This window comes from Enterococcus sp. AZ188 (genome assembly GCF_050544075.1).
GTDB classification, from domain to species: domain Bacteria; phylum Bacillota; class Bacilli; order Lactobacillales; family Enterococcaceae; genus Enterococcus_D; species Enterococcus_D entomosocium.
In genome coordinates this window covers 778,387-797,239 of record NZ_CP172943.1, presented here as the reverse complement: position 1 = coordinate 797,239, position 18,853 = coordinate 778,387, and the positions used below count along the sequence as shown (strand labels likewise).

General features: G+C 37.4%; 16 protein-coding genes. 1 reads left to right on the top strand and 15 read right to left on the bottom strand.

What is annotated here, in order from left to right; all coding sequences use genetic code 11:
• Positions 1-7: 7 nt before the first annotated feature.
• Positions 8-1,087, bottom strand: a complete 1,080-nt coding sequence (gene arsB, locus IGI86_RS03660; RefSeq protein ID WP_005237696.1) for an ACR3 family arsenite efflux transporter — start codon at positions 1,085-1,087, stop codon at positions 8-10.
• Positions 1,088-1,100: 13 nt separating this feature from the next.
• A complete protein-coding gene (locus IGI86_RS03655; protein ID WP_010748148.1) occupies positions 1,101-1,415 on the bottom strand; it encodes an ArsR/SmtB family transcription factor in 315 nt (104 codons plus the stop codon).
• A 1,165-nt stretch (positions 1,416-2,580) separates the two neighbouring features.
• Between IGI86_RS03655 and IGI86_RS03650 the strand changes: the two genes are divergently transcribed.
• A complete protein-coding gene (locus IGI86_RS03650) occupies positions 2,581-2,748 on the top strand; it encodes a hypothetical protein (RefSeq protein ID WP_010748147.1) in 168 nt (55 codons plus the stop codon).
• Positions 2,749-3,102: 354 nt separating this feature from the next.
• Here the strand turns inward: IGI86_RS03650 and IGI86_RS03645 are convergent, their stop codons facing one another.
• The 13 genes from IGI86_RS03645 to IGI86_RS03585 all read right to left on the bottom strand — a co-directional run bounded on the left by IGI86_RS03645 (position 3,103) and on the right by IGI86_RS03585 (position 18,731).
• Entirely contained in the window at positions 3,103-4,344 is a 1,242-nt protein-coding gene (locus tag IGI86_RS03645; protein ID WP_005237700.1) for a serine hydrolase domain-containing protein, read from the bottom strand.
• Positions 4,345-4,389: 45 nt separating this feature from the next.
• Positions 4,390-5,664 (bottom strand): D-alanyl-lipoteichoic acid biosynthesis protein DltD, encoded by a 1,275-nt coding sequence (dltD, locus tag IGI86_RS03640; RefSeq protein WP_269924364.1) that lies wholly within the window; start codon positions 5,662-5,664, stop codon positions 4,390-4,392.
• On the bottom strand, positions 5,661-5,903 hold the full coding sequence (dltC, locus tag IGI86_RS03635) for a D-alanine--poly(phosphoribitol) ligase subunit DltC (RefSeq protein WP_005237702.1): 243 nt from the start codon (positions 5,901-5,903) through the stop codon (positions 5,661-5,663). Before dltC ends, dltD begins: the two co-directional genes overlap by 4 nt.
• Before the next feature lie 14 nt (positions 5,904-5,917).
• Positions 5,918-7,117 carry a D-alanyl-lipoteichoic acid biosynthesis protein DltB gene (gene dltB / locus IGI86_RS03630; protein ID WP_005237703.1) on the bottom strand — a complete coding sequence of 400 codons (1,200 nt, stop codon included), beginning with the start codon at positions 7,115-7,117 and terminating at the stop codon, positions 5,918-5,920.
• On the bottom strand, positions 7,114-8,631 hold the full coding sequence (dltA, locus tag IGI86_RS03625) for a D-alanine--poly(phosphoribitol) ligase subunit DltA (protein ID WP_010748143.1): 1,518 nt from the start codon (positions 8,629-8,631) through the stop codon (positions 7,114-7,116). Before dltA ends, dltB begins: the two co-directional genes overlap by 4 nt.
• An 11-nt stretch (positions 8,632-8,642) precedes the next feature.
• Complete coding sequence (locus tag IGI86_RS03620) at positions 8,643-8,780, bottom strand: teichoic acid D-Ala incorporation-associated protein DltX (protein ID WP_081117249.1); 138 nt, start codon at positions 8,778-8,780, stop codon at positions 8,643-8,645.
• 450 nt (positions 8,781-9,230) lie between these two features.
• Positions 9,231-9,833 (bottom strand): hypothetical protein, encoded by a 603-nt coding sequence (locus IGI86_RS03615; protein WP_430617745.1) that lies wholly within the window; start codon positions 9,831-9,833, stop codon positions 9,231-9,233.
• A gap of 316 nt (positions 9,834-10,149) precedes the next feature.
• Positions 10,150-10,497, bottom strand: a complete 348-nt coding sequence (locus tag IGI86_RS03610) for a DUF7006 family protein (protein ID WP_121262243.1) — start codon at positions 10,495-10,497, stop codon at positions 10,150-10,152.
• 56 nt (positions 10,498-10,553) lie between these two features.
• Positions 10,554-11,825 (bottom strand): HTH domain-containing protein, encoded by a 1,272-nt coding sequence (locus IGI86_RS03605; protein ID WP_430617744.1) that lies wholly within the window; start codon positions 11,823-11,825, stop codon positions 10,554-10,556.
• Between the two features lie 78 nt (positions 11,826-11,903).
• On the bottom strand, positions 11,904-16,409 hold the full coding sequence (locus IGI86_RS03600) for a WxL domain-containing protein (RefSeq protein ID WP_260456625.1): 4,506 nt from the start codon (positions 16,407-16,409) through the stop codon (positions 11,904-11,906).
• 16 nt (positions 16,410-16,425) lie between these two features.
• A complete protein-coding gene (locus IGI86_RS03595; protein ID WP_430617743.1) occupies positions 16,426-17,481 on the bottom strand; it encodes a DUF916 and DUF3324 domain-containing protein in 1,056 nt (351 codons plus the stop codon).
• 83 nt (positions 17,482-17,564) lie between these two features.
• Positions 17,565-18,380, bottom strand: a complete 816-nt coding sequence (locus IGI86_RS03590; protein WP_221693483.1) for a WxL domain-containing protein — start codon at positions 18,378-18,380, stop codon at positions 17,565-17,567.
• 18 nt (positions 18,381-18,398) lie between these two features.
• Positions 18,399-18,731: an LPXTG cell wall anchor domain-containing protein gene (locus IGI86_RS03585; protein ID WP_121262252.1), complete on the bottom strand. Its 333-nt coding sequence runs from the start codon at positions 18,729-18,731 to the stop codon at positions 18,399-18,401.
• Positions 18,732-18,853 lie beyond the last annotated feature (122 nt).

Genomic DNA, 18,853 nt, shown 5'->3' with positions numbered 1-18,853 from the left:
CTATCCTTTATACGTTCTTGATTTCACTCAAAGATTCCGGATTTATGAACCAGTCTTTTGTTTTATTAGAAACCTTAACTAAAAGTAACATAACTGGCACTTCCACAAGTACGCCTACGACTGTTGCTAAAGTTGCTCCCGACTGTAATCCAAAAAGTGATATTGATACCGCTACTGCCAACTCAAAAAAGTTACTTGCTCCTATCATTCCAGCAGGAGAAGCAATATTATGTGGCAACTTCCAAAATCTTGCCCAACTATAAGCAATTGTAAATATTAAAATCGTTTGAATCGTTAAAGGAATTGCAATCAATAAAATATGCAATGGATTAGCAATGATTCTTTCACCTTGGAAGGAGAAGATAATGATCAGAGTTAGTAATAAACCAATAATCGTCACTGAATCAAATTTCTTCAAGAAGACATTTTCAAAATAGGTTAAACCTCTTTTTTTTATGATCAACACTCGAGTAATGAAGCCTAAAAACAATGGAACAACTACAAAAAGAACAGTAGACAGTAATAAAGTAGCTAAGGGGACACTTACATTATCAACACCTAACAAGAAAGCAACAATAGGTGCAAATAATACTAGGATAATTAAATCGTTGATTGCGACTTGAACCAAAGTATAGGCAGAGTCACCTTTTGTTAGGTAGCTCCACACAAAAACCATCGCTGTACATGGTGCTGCTCCTAGAATAACTGCACCAGCGACGTATTCTTTTGCTAGTTCTATTGGAATCAATTGTTGGAAAATCACATAAAAAAAGAGTGCTGAAATGCCATACATCGTAAACGGTTTAATAAGCCAATTAGTAACGCACGTGATAACTAATCCCTTAGGTTTTTTAGCAGCACGAACAATACTGGTAAAATCAATTTTTAACATCATAGGATAAATCATCAACCATATCAAAATAGCCGTTGGAATTGAGACCTGAAAATACTCAAATTGACTTAATGTATCAGGAATAGCTGGAGCAAACTGTCCAATCAATACTCCGATTATCATACACAAGATTACCCATAGAGTTAAATACTTTTCAAAAAAGCCTAACCCTTCAGCTTTACCTTTTGATTTCATTTTTACTTTCCTCCTACTTAGATCCTTCTTTTACTTTGCATACACAGTTGTCTTCATTATTTACAAGTAATTGTTGAATAGATTCCATAAATTCTACAACAAATTCTTCCCTCAATGAATAATGGTGCCATTGCCCTTTTTTACTTACACAAACGACACCCGCTTTTTCAAGTACTTTCATATGATGAGAAAGTGTAGGCTGCGTAAAATCAAAATATTCAAGTAAATCACATGCACACAAACTACCGCAAGAAAGCACATCTACTATTTTCATACGATTTGGATCCGCTAGAGATTTTAATACTAATGAAAGAGATTCATAATTCATTCTTCGACCCTCCTTATATAGATGGTTGTCTATATATATAATATAGACAACCATCTATATAAGGTCAAGTTGTTTACTCATAATTTCTAAGTAAATAGGAATTAATAGCATAGTTAGTACTCTCACTATAGGTTAATTTAGCATAGAAGAACTGTTAAAGAATATTCTATCTTGAACTCTTTTATAGTTATAGCAATCAAAGAGAGCTCATAAACCCTTAAGTTTTTGACCACATCCAAGATTTGTCCTAATACTCATAAACCTAAATTTTAATTGAACAATGATTTAGCTACGAGTTTATGAACACAAAAATAGAGTGATACATATAAATTACAGTATCTAAAAAGAGTGTCCAGAAATTAGTCATTTTCTGAACACTCTTACTCAAAATAACTCATTATGAATTTTTTATGATTCGAGAAAGCTTTTTGCACAATCTACATGGACACTATTAATGATTTAAAAATCTGTTTAAAGGAGTGTCCAACAGAGTATACTCTGCTGGCCTTTGAATCCCCTAACTAAACGATGTGCTGAAAAAAGAAAATATCTATATAAATATAGTATGATTAATTATTTAACTGATGACTAGATTTATAAAATAATTTAAAAAAGTAATCAGCTTCAAATTCCAACAAGATATTTTTTTTTAAGAGGGAGTAGATGAAAAGGATTTTGAGTTTAGTATTTTCTGAAAAACAATATCTATAAAAATATTTACGATAGCTAAGATTGAAATAGAAATTGAAGAAAGAGGAGATATAAATGAATAGAATCATAGTTACAAGAAAACAATATTGCCATTCCATTAAATAGTGAAAGAACCTCAAGATTCAAATATAAACCATCATTGGTACAGGTAATCTTGTAGTTTGTTTGATAATAGGGCGCCATTTGATGGAAGAGTAGGGGTCGAACTATCATGTTGCTTAAGAGATCGAGATTTTTAGTTAACATAAACATTTACATGTTTTTAATTATATTGATTTATAGCTTTTTAAAAGAGACAACTTTGTATAAAATCTATGTTATGTAAACTGAAATTATTCATACATCATTTTTCAAATATAATTAGCATTTTATACTTTTTGAATTAAAATAGACTTAAGATTTAGTAGTAGTGCCAAAAATAAAAAAAGAAATACTATTATTAGGAGGAAGCATTATGGCAAACATAAAATATGTTGGTAATGACACAAAGAAATCTGAAAACGGAAAAATTCATAGAAAAGAAGGTAATTATACTGGTTGTGGAGCAAGAATTGATGACAATCCACAAGATTGGCAGTCTACGACTTCTTCTATCACTTGTGAAAAAAAAGGCTGTAAATAGAACCACCTCAAAGTATTAATTTAAAAATTAATCGGATAAGCAATATAGCACAGCTTTGGCAACACTATAAAATCTAAATATGAAACCGCTATCTTGGTTTGTATGTATTTTAGCTATCACTTACTACTTAGTGATAGCTAATAGATTGTTCCATATCAATTCTGAATAAGAACCATACATTGTTTCATTGTTAATACACAGATAAACAAAAATTTTTTAATATTTTATGCCGAAGATGCAGTATTGATACATAAAATCTGCGATATCATAAAAATGAGTCCTATCAACAGAATTATAATATTTAGACAAAGGAAATCAAGCATATATCATAATTAATTTCCTCATATAATTTGATTAAAAAGAGACATCAATATTTGAAAGCGGATGATACAGTTGATTCATTAATTCCGTGTCGCTTTTACGTCCACGATTAGAGAGCAGAATCACACTAGTTTTATTATCTTTAGAAAACAACCCAAACGATTCGAATCCTCCTTTACCACCATGAGCACGGAAATAAGTCCCTTTGTCATAAAAACCTGCTGCATAGAATCCGCCAGCGGCTGGTTGCCACATTTGCTCCAGCGAAGCTTTATCTAACAGTTTCCCATTCAATAATAAATCATAATAGCGATACAAATCGCCAACTGACATATAGAGATTTCCAGTTCCTACCTCAGCTGCCAAGTTAGCTGAGGAAATATCGTTAGGGTTCCCGTAAGGATCTGTTTCACCATCCGTTTTGTAGTTGACCGTAGGATGATCCTGCTGCAAAAAAACTTTATATAAGAAAGAGTGTTTCAACCCATTCTTATTGATAAAATAATCCGTTAACAGCATATCATAACTTTTTCCTGTTACTTTTGTCAAAATGCCTGCTAGTAAATTGTAGTTGATGGGACTGTATTTGAATGTTCCTTGGGTTCCGGATAAGACAGCATGTGCAGCATCCCAGTCGAGAATCTGCTGCACGTCTTCCAGTCCTTGGGGATTTTCTGAAAGCTTGAGTCCGGAAGCCATCTGCAGCATTTGCTGAATCGTAATATTAGCAGCACCTGGAATATAGGGATAAAAGCGGGCTAACGTATCTGTCAAGGATAATTTCCCGTCCCTAACTGCTCGCATAATCAAGACAGCTGTTAGACCTTTTTGTATCGAGCCAATATTGAATAATGTTGTCGGAGTATTTTTAATATCAGCTGCCTTGTCCGCATATCCGTACCCTTTATGCAGCAGGACTTTCCCATTTTTTACAACCAATGCACTTCCGATAAAGCCACTGGAAATAATTTTCTGATCGTAGATAGCTCCTTCAGGTGTGATGACTTCTTGATTACTAATGAGATTGTCATAGTTTCCCGCATCCAACAAGTCCTGTTTCTTGTTGGATGCGGGCTGCTCATTTTTGGAAGAGTAGCTGCTGGCAGTACTGGAATGTACAACTTGCTCACTGAAATGATCAGAAGCATCCGTTGGTTCCGTTGGTAAAAACAAGTAGTAGAGGCCAATGAGACCACAAATAATCACAAGGATATCAATCCCAAGCACTAGTTTATGAACGTTTCTTTTTGCATGTTTTTTCGTATGTCTACTCATTGAATAAAGCCTCCAGCATTTCTATTCTCCAACAGTCCTCCTTTTTCATTCCCCCTGAATATCTTTTGGTGCTTCTTGCTGCCAATTTTTGGATAGAAAATAATGGTTGATTTCATAAGATGGTTTCTCTTTGCCCTTAGAATCCAAGAATGGCTGAATGTATTCATCTGCTGCTAGCCAGCCACGCCAGCCTAAGTGAATCGTATCTTCCATAAAATAGGGTTGATTGCCTTTCGTTGATAAATCAGCGATATTCATAAAGCCTTGACTTCTTAACTGGTAGCGGATCTTTTTGTCAAAACCAGTCAACACCTCTTGCGGTAAGCCAGTATAATCCATCCACTCCTGATTGATAGGCGGAATCACAAATAAGACATCCACATTGTTGCGAGCAAATTCTGTCAGTACTAGTTGAAAGTCACTATATTCTGGTCCAAAACGATAATCCCATTTCTTTTGAGAGCCTTTCATTTTATCTATGCGGCTTTGCAGATTATGTTGGTAAAAAGAATTCTTGATCCCTAAAGAATTATTAGTCGTTTCTGCTTTTCCTTCATTATCGGCTACTTGTTCTATTTGAGCGAGATTATAGGTAGAAGGTAATTTCTTTGCAGCAGCAGTGATTTTGTCAGTCAAGTTATGCCCCAACCCAAGACCACTAAAAAGCTCATCTTCCCGTTTCAAAATAGATCGTTGCAGATCAATCTGTTTTTTCTGCCAATCAGTTGGTATCTTACCGGATTTCACTTCATTCAAGACTTGTTCCGTCAAGCGATTTTCTCTCACTTTCGAATAGTCTAAGAGACGTTCGGCATAGTATTGATCGGTGTCAGAGATTTTCTTTAACGAAGAGAGCCAATCGTACACATGCTGTTCGGAATAATGATGGTTGAAATAGTCTCCTTTCAACCCTTTAGGAACGAACCATTGAGGGGAAACGATGAAGACTGCTTTTTTCCCTGCTAATTCTTTCGCCATTGATTGAATGATGGCGTACTGGGTCAGCGACTGGGTGCCAGGTGCACCAATCAAAAATGGCGTATAAGAACGGTGATATTTCTGTACCAATACGGAAGGATGTGTGGCACTCACACGGTTTAGTTCGGATGAGCCAAAAAATGGGACATATTTTCCTGTTGCTATTGCCTCATTTTTGATATGATCCCCACGAAACACCGCATCATTCATTGCCGTCGCCGCTTGAGCGATGACTTTCGGATCGTGGCTATTGATCTTCCAAGGGCCAAGGAAGAGTCCCCCGACAAGAATCACCGCACAAAGAAGCGGTCCAAAAGCCGTGAATAGTCGTTTTTTCATCATCGGCTTTGCAGCGTGTCTACTTTCTCAATGATTTTTGCTGGTGTATTCCACTCTGCCCGGTCAAATTCTGATACAGGAAACTCAATTCCTAACCGCCCTTCTAGTTCAACCAGCAATTGAACAGATCCTAATGAATCTAATAATCCTTCATCAAAAAGATCGATTGTTTCGTTTTCTTTTACTTCGTCACTTCCTGTAACTGATACTAAAATGTCTAATACTGCTTCTTTGGTTGTCATATTCTTTTCTCCTTTTATTTAACGAATAATTTGTCTAAGATTCCTGAGAAAATCAGGAAACTAAAGCAAACTGCTTGGAAGGTCAATACAGTGGACACCGCTTTGGTTAGTTTGTTCGAAGGTAGATTTCCTTGTTTTTTCTTCCAACGGATCCACGCATCATTTCCGCAAATCAGTGTCGCATGATATACCCCGTATAAAATGTAATACCAGGTAAGACCGTGCCAAATGCCCATTAATAGAAACAGGGCGAAATAACCGACATTAGATGCTACTATACGACTTTTGAAAACTTTCTTTTTGATCAGGGTGAACATCAATCGCATGTATACGTAGTCTCGGAACCAAAAAGACAGACTCATGTGCCAACGATTCCAGAATTCTTTGATATTGGGCGCCAGAAAAGGTTTATTGAAGTTAGCTGGTGTATCATAACCCATGAAGTTGCTGATACCAATTGCAAATAAACTATAACCAGCAAAATCAAAGAACAGATACATACTATAGACATACATATACCCTAGCATTCCCCAAGAGAACAGTCCATTTTGCAGGGCTTCTTTGGTCACGATCGGTAGTAATACTTGACCGAGATAATAACCAAGAATGAACTTATACAGGAGCCCTAGCATTATTTTGGCGACTCCTTTGTTTAAATAGTCGAGATACACTTCTTTTGTCGGTGGATTCAGCAGATCTTTCTCAAAGCGACGATAACGATCGATCGGTCCCGAAGAAATCGTTGGAAAGTATAGTAAAAACTGGATATAACGCCAAGGATGGTATTCTTTGATCAGGCCATCCCGTATCTCCATGATCATTTGCACCGATTTGAAGGTCAGATAAGAGATGCCCAAGAAATAAATCAGTGAGGCATGCCCAACAAAGAAAGGGGTGACTTTACTCAATGCCAATGGTAAGATCGCTGCTACCACTGCACCATAAAAGACGCCTGAAGTATTTGCTCGTTGACGATGCTGATAATAGCCATAGACGAGTAATGTCTGATACACGACGTACCCGATCAGCGCCAGACCCTGCTGCCAATATTCACCACCAAAACTTACGTACAATACCGCTAGTGTGAGTAACGTTTGATACCATTGCCAACGCTTTTGTTTGAACAGCAGCACAAGCATCATCGGAAGCAATCCTACCATTAGCCAAATGAAATAGGTGGGATTTGCATAAGGAATCATATGCTGCAGGTTCATGAAGGATTCACCTCATTTGTCAGCCGTTTGCGGTCGATTTTGCCATTTGCCGTATGGGGCAGATGCTCAACATAGATAAATCGCTGCGGGATCATATACTCCATCACCGTTTCACTCAGTGAAGATTTGATGGCTTTTGTCAGTTGAAACTCTTTCTCGAAGGGGTGCGTTTCGGGAACGACATAAGCAATCAACTGTTCCACTTTCTTTTCTTGATATTTAGGGACTACGACGGCTTGTTTGACCCACGAACTATTGCTTAAATGATGGTCAATCTCTTCTAGTTCCATTCGATACCCATGGAACTTCACTTGAAAATCAAGACGCCCTTCATAATGCAACAAACCATCTTCCGTCATTCTGCCGCTATCGCCGGTTCGATACGCTGGTTGCCCTTCATGGACAAAAAATGCCTCTTTTGTTTTTTCGGGATTGTTCAGATATCCTTTTGAAACGCTAGGACCACTAATGATAATCTCACCTACTTGCCCTTTAGGAACTAGTTGATCTTCTTCCATAAAGAAAACCGTCGAATCTTCTTTCACATACCCAATTGGCACCCGATCATATTGCTCCAGTAATTCTTCAGTGATTTGCACGCCGGATACGGCAACAGTCGCTTCAGTAGGTCCATAAGTATTGTAGATTTTTGCATTCGGAAAACGTTCCAGTAGCTCTTGAGCGGTTTTTTTCGGTAGTTCTTCCCCACAGAATAAGAAACGCTCCAACTGAGGAACGTGCATCCCGTCAAAGGTCTCTTCCATCAAACATAGTTTCATAAATGAAGGTGTCGAGATCCAAACATTGATAGCCAATTGCGGCAAAATCGCAAATAATGTTTTGAAGTCATTAATGACAACCTTTTTTAAAGGTACCAAGCAGCCGCCAGAAGTTAATGCTGGGTACACCCCCATGACAGAGAGATCAAAGGAATACGGTGCCTGCGCCAAATAATACATCCCGTCGCGTAAGGAAAAATCTTTCAATGTCCATTGCACGAAACTCAATAAATTCCCGTGACTAATCTGGACTCCCTTAGGGATGCCGGTCGTTCCTGATGTAAAGATGATGTAATAAATATCATCTTTTCCGAGCGTTTTTGCGTTACCTAAATTGCGCCCGCTTTGATAAATTTCTTCCAATTGATTTATTTCTAGCATTGGAATCATTGTTTCCGGACCTTGCCAGTCAGCTACACTAATGATCAAATCTGGTGTAGCCACAGAAAGGATCAATTCAACACGCTCTTTTGGTGTGGTACTTTCAATGGGGATATATGCCCGACCAGTTTTGGAAGCTGCCAAAAAAGCTGTCAGCATGTCAAATTCTAACTCGCCATAAACAACAATCGGTCCGCGAGTTTCCAACGTTTCCTCGAAATAGGCAGCTAATTGATTGGATCGAGCTGCTAATTGTCCATAAGTATATACTTGGTGATCTTCCCGGTAGGCAATCCTCTCTGAATCTTTTTTTGCCCACTCTTCAATGGCTTGCACAATATTCACCACGTTCATGAACATTCCTCCTAAAATTCATTATAGATAAAGGCGCCACCTTGCACGTTTTTATAGTGATAAAGATAAATTATCATAACGATAACAAAAAAATATAAAATAGTTTTCCACACAAAAGTAAGTACATGACTCTCAGGTCTATTATTCATAAATTTTTTCACAAAATTTCACCTCATGATAATATTCTGGAACCATTTTAATATAATTCAATAATACGAGACATTGATTTGTAGACTATAATCCTTACAATTTGGTAAGATTATTCTATGTTATTTAAACTTAATAAGGTTATGGTTATCCTATTAATATATAATGTATCTGGTCTATGAAAAATTGAATATTTTGTTTCTATTACTTACATCAAACGAATCGCTTCATGTGATTAATTAATCAATATAAATTATATGAAAAATCTCAATTATATTAAAATCTTATGGATTTTCCATAATAAAATCGAATTGAAAAAACACAGTTTGCGATTTTTTTTACAAAGGTTAAAATTTTTTAATTACTTAATTCAATATTTCTCTCAATTTCCTTAAGTTTCTCTTTCAAAACTACTTTATCAGACAAACGCTTAATTTTATTAACCAATTTATTTATTTCTTCATATTTTTTTTTTTCGATATGTTCGGCTTTACTTTATCTCCGCTATAGCAATCATTTATAACTTCCTCTGCATGATTAATTAATTTTATTTGATATTTTGCTTCTCTTAATAAACCTTTTATCACTCGTTTCCAATTATCTTCTTCAAATATGTCTATATTTATAGAATCTATTGTTTTAATATCAACATTGTATTCTATCACAATATCTTTCCGAACAGTTGAACCATTAATAGCCGGAGGGGGGGATTGAAAGATTTCATTTACTGAATTTTGTACAATTAGTTTTTGTTGAATAATATTACATTGTTTACTTATTGCTTCAAATTGATCTGTTTTCAACTTTTCTCTGGGATACTTTTTCTTAAAGCTATGTATTTGTTCATTTAATTTTAGCAATAACTGGTTAATCGAAGATACCCTTTGATAATTTAAACTTTTTGATAAAAATCCTAAGTCATCTGAAAAGCTATCAATGACTTTTCCAATAGATCCTGAAATTTCTAAACTTAACAATTTTTGCTCAATTTCATTCCTTTCATTTTTGTATTTATTTTCTATGTAAGCTCCTAATCCACCAAGCAGAACTCCCATAAAAAAACAATACACCCACTAAGCACTAGTATCGTAACATTATACTCTGTTACTCTCTAAATAAAACATTTCTGACCTAATTAATTGAGCTGCTTGAGAATCTATAAAATGGGCAATTAAAAAAGGATCAAAAACTTTTAAGTTTCTGACACTTAGGAATAATTAATCTTAATTCATTAATATATTGTCTCGAATAGAGACTTAGCATAGGTATTACGAGCAAGAAAAAATAATCTTTTGTTTAATATTAAATGATAAAAAAGAATCCAGAAAACAGATTTTCTAGATCCTTTTTTTATTCTTCGACATCTTAAATTTATACTAGATTAAAAATCATCGAATACTTATCTTTCATTTTCAAGTCATACCCACATAACTCTTTAAAATAATCTTGATAGTCATTTTCAACAATCCGAATAATTTCTTCATTCGAAAAATCATCAAAAGAAATCATTTCAGTTAGTAAGGTTAATTTCGCATCTATGCCTAAAATTTCTGGAAATACCTGCCAAAATGTCTCGTTCGAAATAGTTTCTATTAACTGATTCAATTTTTGGAACTGCTTATTTAAGTAAATTTTCAACACAATTCTTTCTTGTCCTGCTTTGTCGACTGATTGTTGAAATTGGTTCATGTACTCTTTATTTGTTATAAATTTGGGCATTGTTGCCTCCTCCTCTATTTAATTTTATGCAACGTACTATTAATGATTTGTAAAACTCACCAATCTATTACTTTTAACGCTTGTTCGATTTCTCTTTCTTTTGGAATACTCGACAGACACACCATGTGTGGCTTTTTTAGTGGTATTCTTGTATTCGTTACGGTTATTTGATGAGTGTACGGTATTTTTTGTACGCTCTCTATTAAGTAGTAGCCTTTCGACTGTAATTGATGGCGGACCACCTTTTTTATCCATCGCTGTAAAGCTGAGCTTCCCTCTAATTGGAATTCAAGTAGTAATGATCGTTCAAGTCGTGTTTTACTTTCGTAGTAGTTCTTTATCAGATTATTTATGAAATGTTTTTCGTCTGTCTGTTCTTCTATCCAGTCTTCCTTTCCTTTATAATGTTTTATAAGAAAGAATTGATTCATTAAAGCAATCATTGTTTCAAAAAAACGAAATGTAATACCCTCAGAATCCAGCTGTGAAAAAGAAGAACCATTCTCAGAAGAAAACTGCCGAATAAATTCTTTTTGTCGTAAATGATCAAGAAACTGTTCTTCTTTCAACGACAACAGAAACAAAGCCGCTTTTTCTTGTAATGGAAAAGATAAGGTAACTGTTTCATCAAAAGCATTAGCCAATTGCTTTTGCGTTTCCTCTTGGCTTTCTTTTGGTTGTAAGTACTGATCCTGATCGATACGCCATTGCGCAAGTTGAATCCACTGATTTAGACAGACAGGATCTAGTTCCCAACTACCTGTTCTTTTCACTTGATTGAAAGAACTCCACGACTCGATACGTTTTTCAAAATACTTTGGGTATAGAGGGAGTGTAAAGTATAAATCATACATGAACTGACGTATTGCTGATTCTTCACCATATAATCGATTGCTTTTATCAATAATGGTTAGACAGTAACGGTCATTTAACAATTGTACAAAAAAACGTTTTAGTCGTCCGAAACTAGCAGGGGAAAGAGATAAGACTTCCGCCCATTCTTTATTGGTTCTTCGAGTCCCCGCAATTAGCTGATCCTCTAAAAGAAACAGTGGTTCATGTTCTAACAAAGCTTGTTTTTTATTGGTATACATCACAGGATCTTGAAATGAAAAATGATATCCATCCTCATCACCAAGTAGGAGAATTGACGCATCAAAATTGCGTTTTATTTGTTTTATGTCTGTTTGAATCGTTCGTGTGGTACACCCTAACTTCTCAGCTAATTCTTTGGCCGTCATAGTTTGATTTACTTCCAGATAATTTAAAATCGTTAACCAACGCTTTGTTTTTTCTTGATAAATCAGATCATAAAATAACTGACTCATTTTTTCTCCTTTCTAAAAAATATCCTGTTATTAATACTAAAAGAAAAGGAAAAGAGAGGCTTCTCTTTTCCTTTTCTTTTAGTTATCGGGAACTGCACTTAATTCCCAGACAAGGGTGGTGGAATAAGTGGTTGCTTCAGGGGTTGCCCCTTTCGGCACATTGAGTGTAACACTCTCTCCAGCTGTTTCAGAATCACCAAACCGATAGATCCAAGTACCAGTTCCTTCATTTCCTTGCGCCTTGAGCAATGTTCTTCGATTCCCAGGTACGAGTTCGCATGGAACGGATTGTAGTCCGGGAGCCGTCCCACCTTGAGCAGTAATGACTTGTTGGTTCGACAGTGTGATACTGGCGCCATTTAGCACTTGATTATTTTCGCCTTTAAATTGCTCTTTTTGTGTGACTGCAAGTTCCCAGCCATTGCGCTCATTTTCCGAACGTCGATCACTGATCTGAACGTAGTTTGGCCGTTCTTCAGTCTCATTAACGGTACCATCTTCATTCAATAATCGTTGTGATAGTGCATAATAAGTTTGATCATGAACCGAAATGACTTGTGAGCCAAAGTTGAAGGACGAAACGAAGTCAATACTTAGTTGTCCTTGATCCTCTGGCAATTCCGGTTTATTTTCTGGATCCACTTCAATTTCTGGATCTAAAGGATCTACTGGTGATACAGGCCCTAGATCCCCCACGATTAATGTCGTAGCCGGTTCAAAAGATACATCGTGAAACGTTAATTCAGTGGCTGGATTGATATTTCCGCGAGTATTATTTGTTTCTGGAGGATTAATAACTCCTGCAGCTACAGCTGATCCTTCTGCATCACGTAGAAAGACTTGTATTTCATCATCCATTTCTAAAGAAACCTCACTTAAATCTAATGTAAACCTACCATTAGTTTCTACCGTGACCGCTTCAGTATTGAGTAGTTCACCATTATGTGTGGCTGTTACTTCTGCATCTAGATTCTCCGTCACACCTTGGATCGTAGTACTATCTTGCGCAATGATTGACGAAGAAAATTGTGCTGGTGTTGGTGGTATGATTGGAAAAACCTCAACGGTATCTGTTAAAATCTGGTGTTCGAAGCCATCCGTAAGTTCGCCACTGGTTAGTTCAACTTCAATGATTCGAACTCTCGATCCGGCTTCTAGCGGTTCATCCAAATCGATTTCAAAGAGTCCGCCACGAGGCTCTTCGCCATAGATACTGATACCTGGACTTTCATCGGAGTCACCGACTGTTTTTGCGGTGTATTCTCTCAGTTGACCTGTAGGTGGGATGACTTCTACGGTGACGATCGCTTCATCATCCCAGGACGGTCGGCTGGCATATAGCCCTTCTGGAATACTTACTCGACCATGAATTTTCTTATCAGCATTGGTTGGAACTCGTAATTCATCGGCAATGGCCCATCGACTATTAGTTGAAGAAATTCTAGTATATGGTATCAACCCATTTGTACCTAGTGTCTCAGTATTTAGCAAATCTGGTCGACTAGTATCACTAATGGTATTAAAATTGGCACCTGAAAACACAGTCTTTGTTTTAGGGAATATCAAATCTGGACTGCTATTTATATTGCTACTATTTTTCCAAAGGGATATTGGACTGTCATCAAGGTTAAATATAGCAGAATTATTAACATCGAATACCATTCCTTTATTATTATTCCTAAAGTCAAAAAATAGAGGGTTTGAAACAGTCATTTCTAAAGCTCCACCATAAAAAACTCCTGATGATGCACTCGCGGTATTCGCATCGACAATAAAGCTTCCCATCTCATCTACCTCTATGATTGATGTAACTGATCGTTGCATGTCGATAGCTGCCCCATTCGTTGCGGTTATGTCTATACTACTACCTAGTCCCCTAACTCTAAATTCATTGGTATTTGCGGGACTTCCTCCACGATAATATATAGCTTGGTTTCTATTATCATTTCCTGGATCCCTCTTCACGCCATCTCCATTAGCAATAATTTTAAGAGTCCCTCCATTCTCAACCTCAATCATATTTCCTTGTCCTAGAAAACTTATGGCTGGTTGGCTTTCAGACTCATTTACCACTTCCAAAATACCTTCAATTTTCCACCTAGCTGCCCCATAAAAATTGTAGAATATGGAGGAATCTCTTACGGTGTCAATAAATACTTTGGATGATTGATCTATAATAAAGTCAGATCCCTCGATACTCTGGATATACATAGTAATATTATCACTAGATTTTAGATTAATGGTAGCATTGTTTTTATTAGAAAATTCAGCTGAAATTTCAGTTGAATAAACTTCATAAGCTACTCCAATAACATCTACATCTACATTAGAATGATCTGATATCTCAAAAACAGTACTGTGTCCGCGTTGCTTTATACCACTCCCCGTACCATAAATGCTCAATTTTGAATTATCAATAACATGAATGTATTCGCTCATAATTCCATTTTTAAAACCACTAGTTATATCTATATTAATCTGAGATTGATCAGAGACTAATAACTTAGAGTGATTACCTCTTAAATTTATAGCATTATTTGTTGCAACTGTCGCAGCGGCTGTCCCACTTGTTGTTGTGATGGAAATCTTAGATCCATCGGTAACCGAAAGTTCCGGGCGTACATTGTTATTCCCAATCTGGATATTCTCTGTTGTTCCAGACCCTGCACCTGTAATTGCCAGTTCACTCTGGTTACTCAAAGAAAGCAACGCGTCAGTTCCTTGTAAGATCATTCCTTGCGAAGCGCCAGTATCACTCATAAGCAAATGACTGTTTTCCATGAGCACTTGAGGCGTTTCTCCCTGCAAAAAAATTCCTCGCCCAGTTGAAGCATTCATAGTCAACTCTGTACTAGAAATCGATACTAATGATTTGGCACCAATCAAATTGATTCGCTGGCCAGTGGTACTGATAAAGCTAACCATTGATGAATCAAAAATTATTTGGGGCGATTCACCAGTTATGTTCGTTGTAATGCCCGTCGTTGAAACAAGCTGAATCGTGCCATTTTCTGACGAAAAAGATGAGTGAGCGCCAGTTATATTTATAGCTGCTTGTGCCGCAGAAGTAACAGATAACTCAGAATCACTTACAACAAGTTGTGCATTATCTCCGACTAAATGAATGCCTCTTTTTGACAATGTGGTGCTAATTGAAAATACACTTCCCTGACTAACAGTGACTTTAGGTGATATGCCAGAAAGAACTATGGTATTGTTTCTAGTATCTGACGGTGTTGTTGTAGTAGCTGGTCCTATTGTATTTACCGTCAATTGTCCATTCGATTGAATGGATATTTCCGAACTTGCTCCTCTTAATTCAATGGTATTAGCCACTCCTGCGGTAGTTGTGATCGTAACTGTTGCGCCCTGCTCTACCGTGATCTTTGGATCAGCAACTGTAGCATTAGAAAAGAAGACTGTCGCATTTCCTCGACTAATAGTGACTTCTGCTTGTTTTGTTGCTAAGACTTCTTTTGCTTCGATGAACGGTTGTGCAGAAGTTGTACGTGTAAAGTTTGATACACCACCTGTAAAGTGAATACTTCCTTCAGGAAGATAGGCTAATTGCATGGTATTCGCATTCACTTCAGCTATATCTTCCAATTCAACGGTCCAATTTTTACCGTTTCCTACCGTTGCGTTGATTAATGGTGTAACACCAACTTTTGTCAGTGTCGCATTTTCAATACGAAAGGCACTAGCTTCAACTACTTCTTGTAATAGAAAGTAAAACCCATTGTTGCCAAAAGTCAATGTATATCCGTTTCCTTGAACAAGCAGCGGACGATCGATCCTTAGTATATTTATAGTAGCCGCTGTCAGATTGGCTTGAACAGAAATAATCCCAATATCAGGATTGGCAACTGCTTCTATAAATTCTGCCATTGTAGTGACATCTGCTGTTTGTCCATCAAAGACGGTAGGTTCGACCACTTGTGACGCCTCATCGTTTTGTTGCTCCTGAGGAGCTTCTGCAACAGGCTCACGTACTTCTTCTTTAGACTGTTCATTATCGTGATTTTCTTCTTTTAAATCCTCTTGTCCTGCTGGCTCCTCATCAGAAGCTCCTGTTTCCTCGATTGGGACTTCTTCACCAGGCTCTTCTTGCTCACTAATTTCTAGATGGGCCGTCGTTTCTTCCACCGACAGTTCATAGTTTCCCGCTTCTTCAAATATTAAAGGAAGAACAAACGTATTTTGCGCACGTTTTGATTGAACGATCCATTCATTAGGTTGCGCTCCTTCCTCAACTGAAATCCCTATTGGTAATTGATCTTTCAAGAGCTTCGCTTCTTCTGGTAAGAATACTTGTACTTCGGACACTTCTTGATCAGAAAAGAATGTCACTTGAACTGGTTCTTCTGCCGTTCTTTGCATCCGAGAATGAGTAAAGAAAAAGCGCGGCTCACTAGCCTGTTCCTTTTCAAGATAGTTTTTCATCGGTGGAAGTTCCACTTGTTCTTGTTCCTCTGTATCAATCGTTGTCCCTGCGTATACTATGCTTATTGGCATAAAAAACACCTGTACCGTTAATAAGGTCGTACTTAATACAATCATTATTCTTCTTAAGATAATAGGCATCAAATTCACTCCTTTTTTACTCTTGCTCTTTAGTATTTACTTTCTTTTTTTGTAATAGTAGATACAGAATGACTCCAAGTAAAAGAACGAGTAAAATGATTGAGCCAATCATCCACCAATTTAAGCTTGAATCGATAGTCACATCTGCTCGATTCAATGAACGTGCTTCATCCGCTTCAATAGTGAAGTTTCTTTCCCACTCCCATTCTTCTTCTCCAGAAGTTGCTTTTAGTTTCAACACATACTCTCCGCTTTGAAAACGATCCCCTTCTAACGAGATTGGAAAATTGAAGTTGGAGTTTGGTGCCATCTGCATCCTTTCTTCACTAGCTTCATAGAGAATATCGCTTTCTCCTGCTCGTTGAACAGTCGCTTCCACTGCCATTCGGTTCACGAAAGTGGGGGTGAAGTTCTGGATTGTCGCGCTGATAACATTGCGGTAGTTTAACTGATCCGCAAAAACATCTAACAATTCAAGATCAGGTTGGACTGAATCTCGGGTGTTACTTACAATAACACCTACCACATAGGCAAATTCATTCTTGATTGCAACGCCTTCCTCAGAGCTTGTCGTTTCTTCTTGTTTTTCTTTGACTTCAGTAATGCGTAAGCCTCCAGCTAAAAATCCTTCGAACGATTCATCCGGCATATGTAAAGAAACAGCGATTGTTTTGGTTTCATTTCCTGCCAATTCAATAACTTCTGATGGACTAATCAATTCGTCTAACGAGTAAGAAAGACTACTATCTGGTTCTTGAGCATCTTTGCCGTACTCAACGACCCCATGAACATTGGTATAAGCTGTATGAGGAGTCACTTGGACTTGAATTGGTTCACCACTAGCGTTTTGTAGTTTTAGCGCAAGTGTTTCTGTCTCGCCAGCAGTCAGATTCAAATCAAAGTAACTATTAGATCCCTCGATCTGGCTTTCAGGAAATTCTGGCGTTACATAAAAAGGAAGTGTTTCCTCCGCTTGAACTACTGCTGGGAAGAAGACAAGAAGTAGGGCAAACAAAGGAAGTAGCCACCAAGTAGCTCTAAGAGGACGATTAACTAAGTTTGAGTGTTTCAATGGTAGTCTCCTTTCTTAGAAAAACAGCGCCACAAATACATGCGGCGCTACTGAGAGTTTCTCATCAAATACTTACAAGTGACTTATGCGTCAGTTTCTGGTCCATCTTCTCCTGGCGTTGTTGTTAATTCCCATGTCAAAGTCGAAGTATACGTTGTCGCATCTTTGGCAGTTGAACCTGGAATCGACAATTGAATTGCACCATTTTCTACCACATCTGTCTCAGGATCAAAGTCTTCTGCTTCGAATTGTGCAGTCAAGTCTTGTTGGTCTCCCCATACTACTGAGGAAGCTCCTGCACCTTGTCCTTGTGCTGCGGTCATCACAGAACGTGCTGCGCCATTAGGTAATAGTGTCAATCCATCTTCGTGGGCTGTAGGGGCATTTTCTGCATTGCTCCCTTCATACTGGATGCGAGAACCAACAAATTCAATCTCTGCGCCTGTTAAAACATTGTTTTGTGTCTCAGAAGTGAAATCCGACAAGCTTACTTGTAAGTCCCATCCAATATTTGTTCCGCGTAAATCTTGTACTTGGGCAAAAGAAACATAAGGTACTTTGTTTTCGTCACCTTCGGTACCGCGCAATTGTTGCATCTCTGCAACCATATTATAGGTTTGGTTTTGATTGGAAATAACTTGTGAGCCAAAGTTCATTGTCGCAGCTTTTACAATTGATAATGGGCCTGTGGTTCCTGGGATCTCCGGTTCGATTTCAACATCTGGACCTGGTTCTGGGTTAATTACTTCCAATTCACCATCTTCTTCTCCGGCAGAGCGAAACTCAACTTGCCCGTTGGTCGTTACTTCTCTTGCCTCATCGGCAAAAACAGAAACTGCGCCTCCAGCTAAAATAGTACTTGATAATGCAGCGATTGTTGCTAAGCGAATAAATTTCATTTGATAATTCCTACTTTCTTATTGTTTTAGTTGTTTTTTTTCTTTTTTCCTTCGAATCCACAAAAGGAAAACCATGCTTAATATGAGGATTCCTAGCCAAATGAACCATGGATGACTTAATTCATTTGTTTGCGGCAATGTGCCATCCGGCTTGGCCACTTCAGTAATTGGTGGTCTCACAATACTTTCAGGCGGTGTAGGATCGGGTGTTCCTATTGGTTCGTAAACACCGGTAAATCCAATAGTCCCCGTGGTTTCAACCTGCTGAACTTCTGTAGCACTTACCATAGTAAATGGAAAAATGAAGATCGCAATAGCAACCACTAGCCTCCCTTTTCTTTTTTTACACATGTCCCTCCTCCTTTGTTCATCTAAAAATCCTACGTTTTTTAGACGAATCTATCTGATGAAAATGGTTAATATAATTTTTATTCTTTTATCATATATTAACCGTCCAGTTAACTAGAATAGCT

Bases quoted from the DNA above. Each gene is read 5' to 3' on its own strand.
- arsB (WP_005237696.1), bottom strand. From the start codon at position 1,087: ATGAAATCAAAAGGTAAAGCTGAAGGGTTAGGCTTTTTTGAAAAGTAT.
- IGI86_RS03655 (WP_010748148.1), bottom strand. From the start codon at position 1,415: ATGAATTATGAATCTCTTTCATTAGTATTAAAATCTCTAGCGGATCCA.
- IGI86_RS03650 (WP_010748147.1), top strand. From the start codon at position 2,581: ATGGCAAACATAAAATATGTTGGTAATGACACAAAGAAATCTGAAAAC.
- IGI86_RS03645 (WP_005237700.1), bottom strand. From the start codon at position 4,344: ATGAGTAGACATACGAAAAAACATGCAAAAAGAAACGTTCATAAACTA.
- dltD (WP_269924364.1), bottom strand. From the start codon at position 5,664: ATGATGAAAAAACGACTATTCACGGCTTTTGGACCGCTTCTTTGTGCG.
- dltC (WP_005237702.1), bottom strand. From the start codon at position 5,903: ATGACAACCAAAGAAGCAGTATTAGACATTTTAGTATCAGTTACAGGA.
- dltB (WP_005237703.1), bottom strand. From the start codon at position 7,117: ATGAACCTGCAGCATATGATTCCTTATGCAAATCCCACCTATTTCATT.
- dltA (WP_010748143.1), bottom strand. From the start codon at position 8,631: ATGAACGTGGTGAATATTGTGCAAGCCATTGAAGAGTGGGCAAAAAAA.
- IGI86_RS03620 (WP_081117249.1), bottom strand. From the start codon at position 8,780: ATGAATAATAGACCTGAGAGTCATGTACTTACTTTTGTGTGGAAAACT.
- IGI86_RS03615 (WP_430617745.1), bottom strand. From the start codon at position 9,833: ATGGGAGTTCTGCTTGGTGGATTAGGAGCTTACATAGAAAATAAATAC.
- IGI86_RS03610 (WP_121262243.1), bottom strand. From the start codon at position 10,497: ATGCCCAAATTTATAACAAATAAAGAGTACATGAACCAATTTCAACAA.
- IGI86_RS03605 (WP_430617744.1), bottom strand. From the start codon at position 11,825: ATGAGTCAGTTATTTTATGATCTGATTTATCAAGAAAAAACAAAGCGT.
- IGI86_RS03600 (WP_260456625.1), bottom strand. From the start codon at position 16,409: ATGCCTATTATCTTAAGAAGAATAATGATTGTATTAAGTACGACCTTA.
- IGI86_RS03590 (WP_221693483.1), bottom strand. From the start codon at position 18,380: ATGAAATTTATTCGCTTAGCAACAATCGCTGCATTATCAAGTACTATT.
- IGI86_RS03585 (WP_121262252.1), bottom strand. From the start codon at position 18,731: ATGTGTAAAAAAAGAAAAGGGAGGCTAGTGGTTGCTATTGCGATCTTC.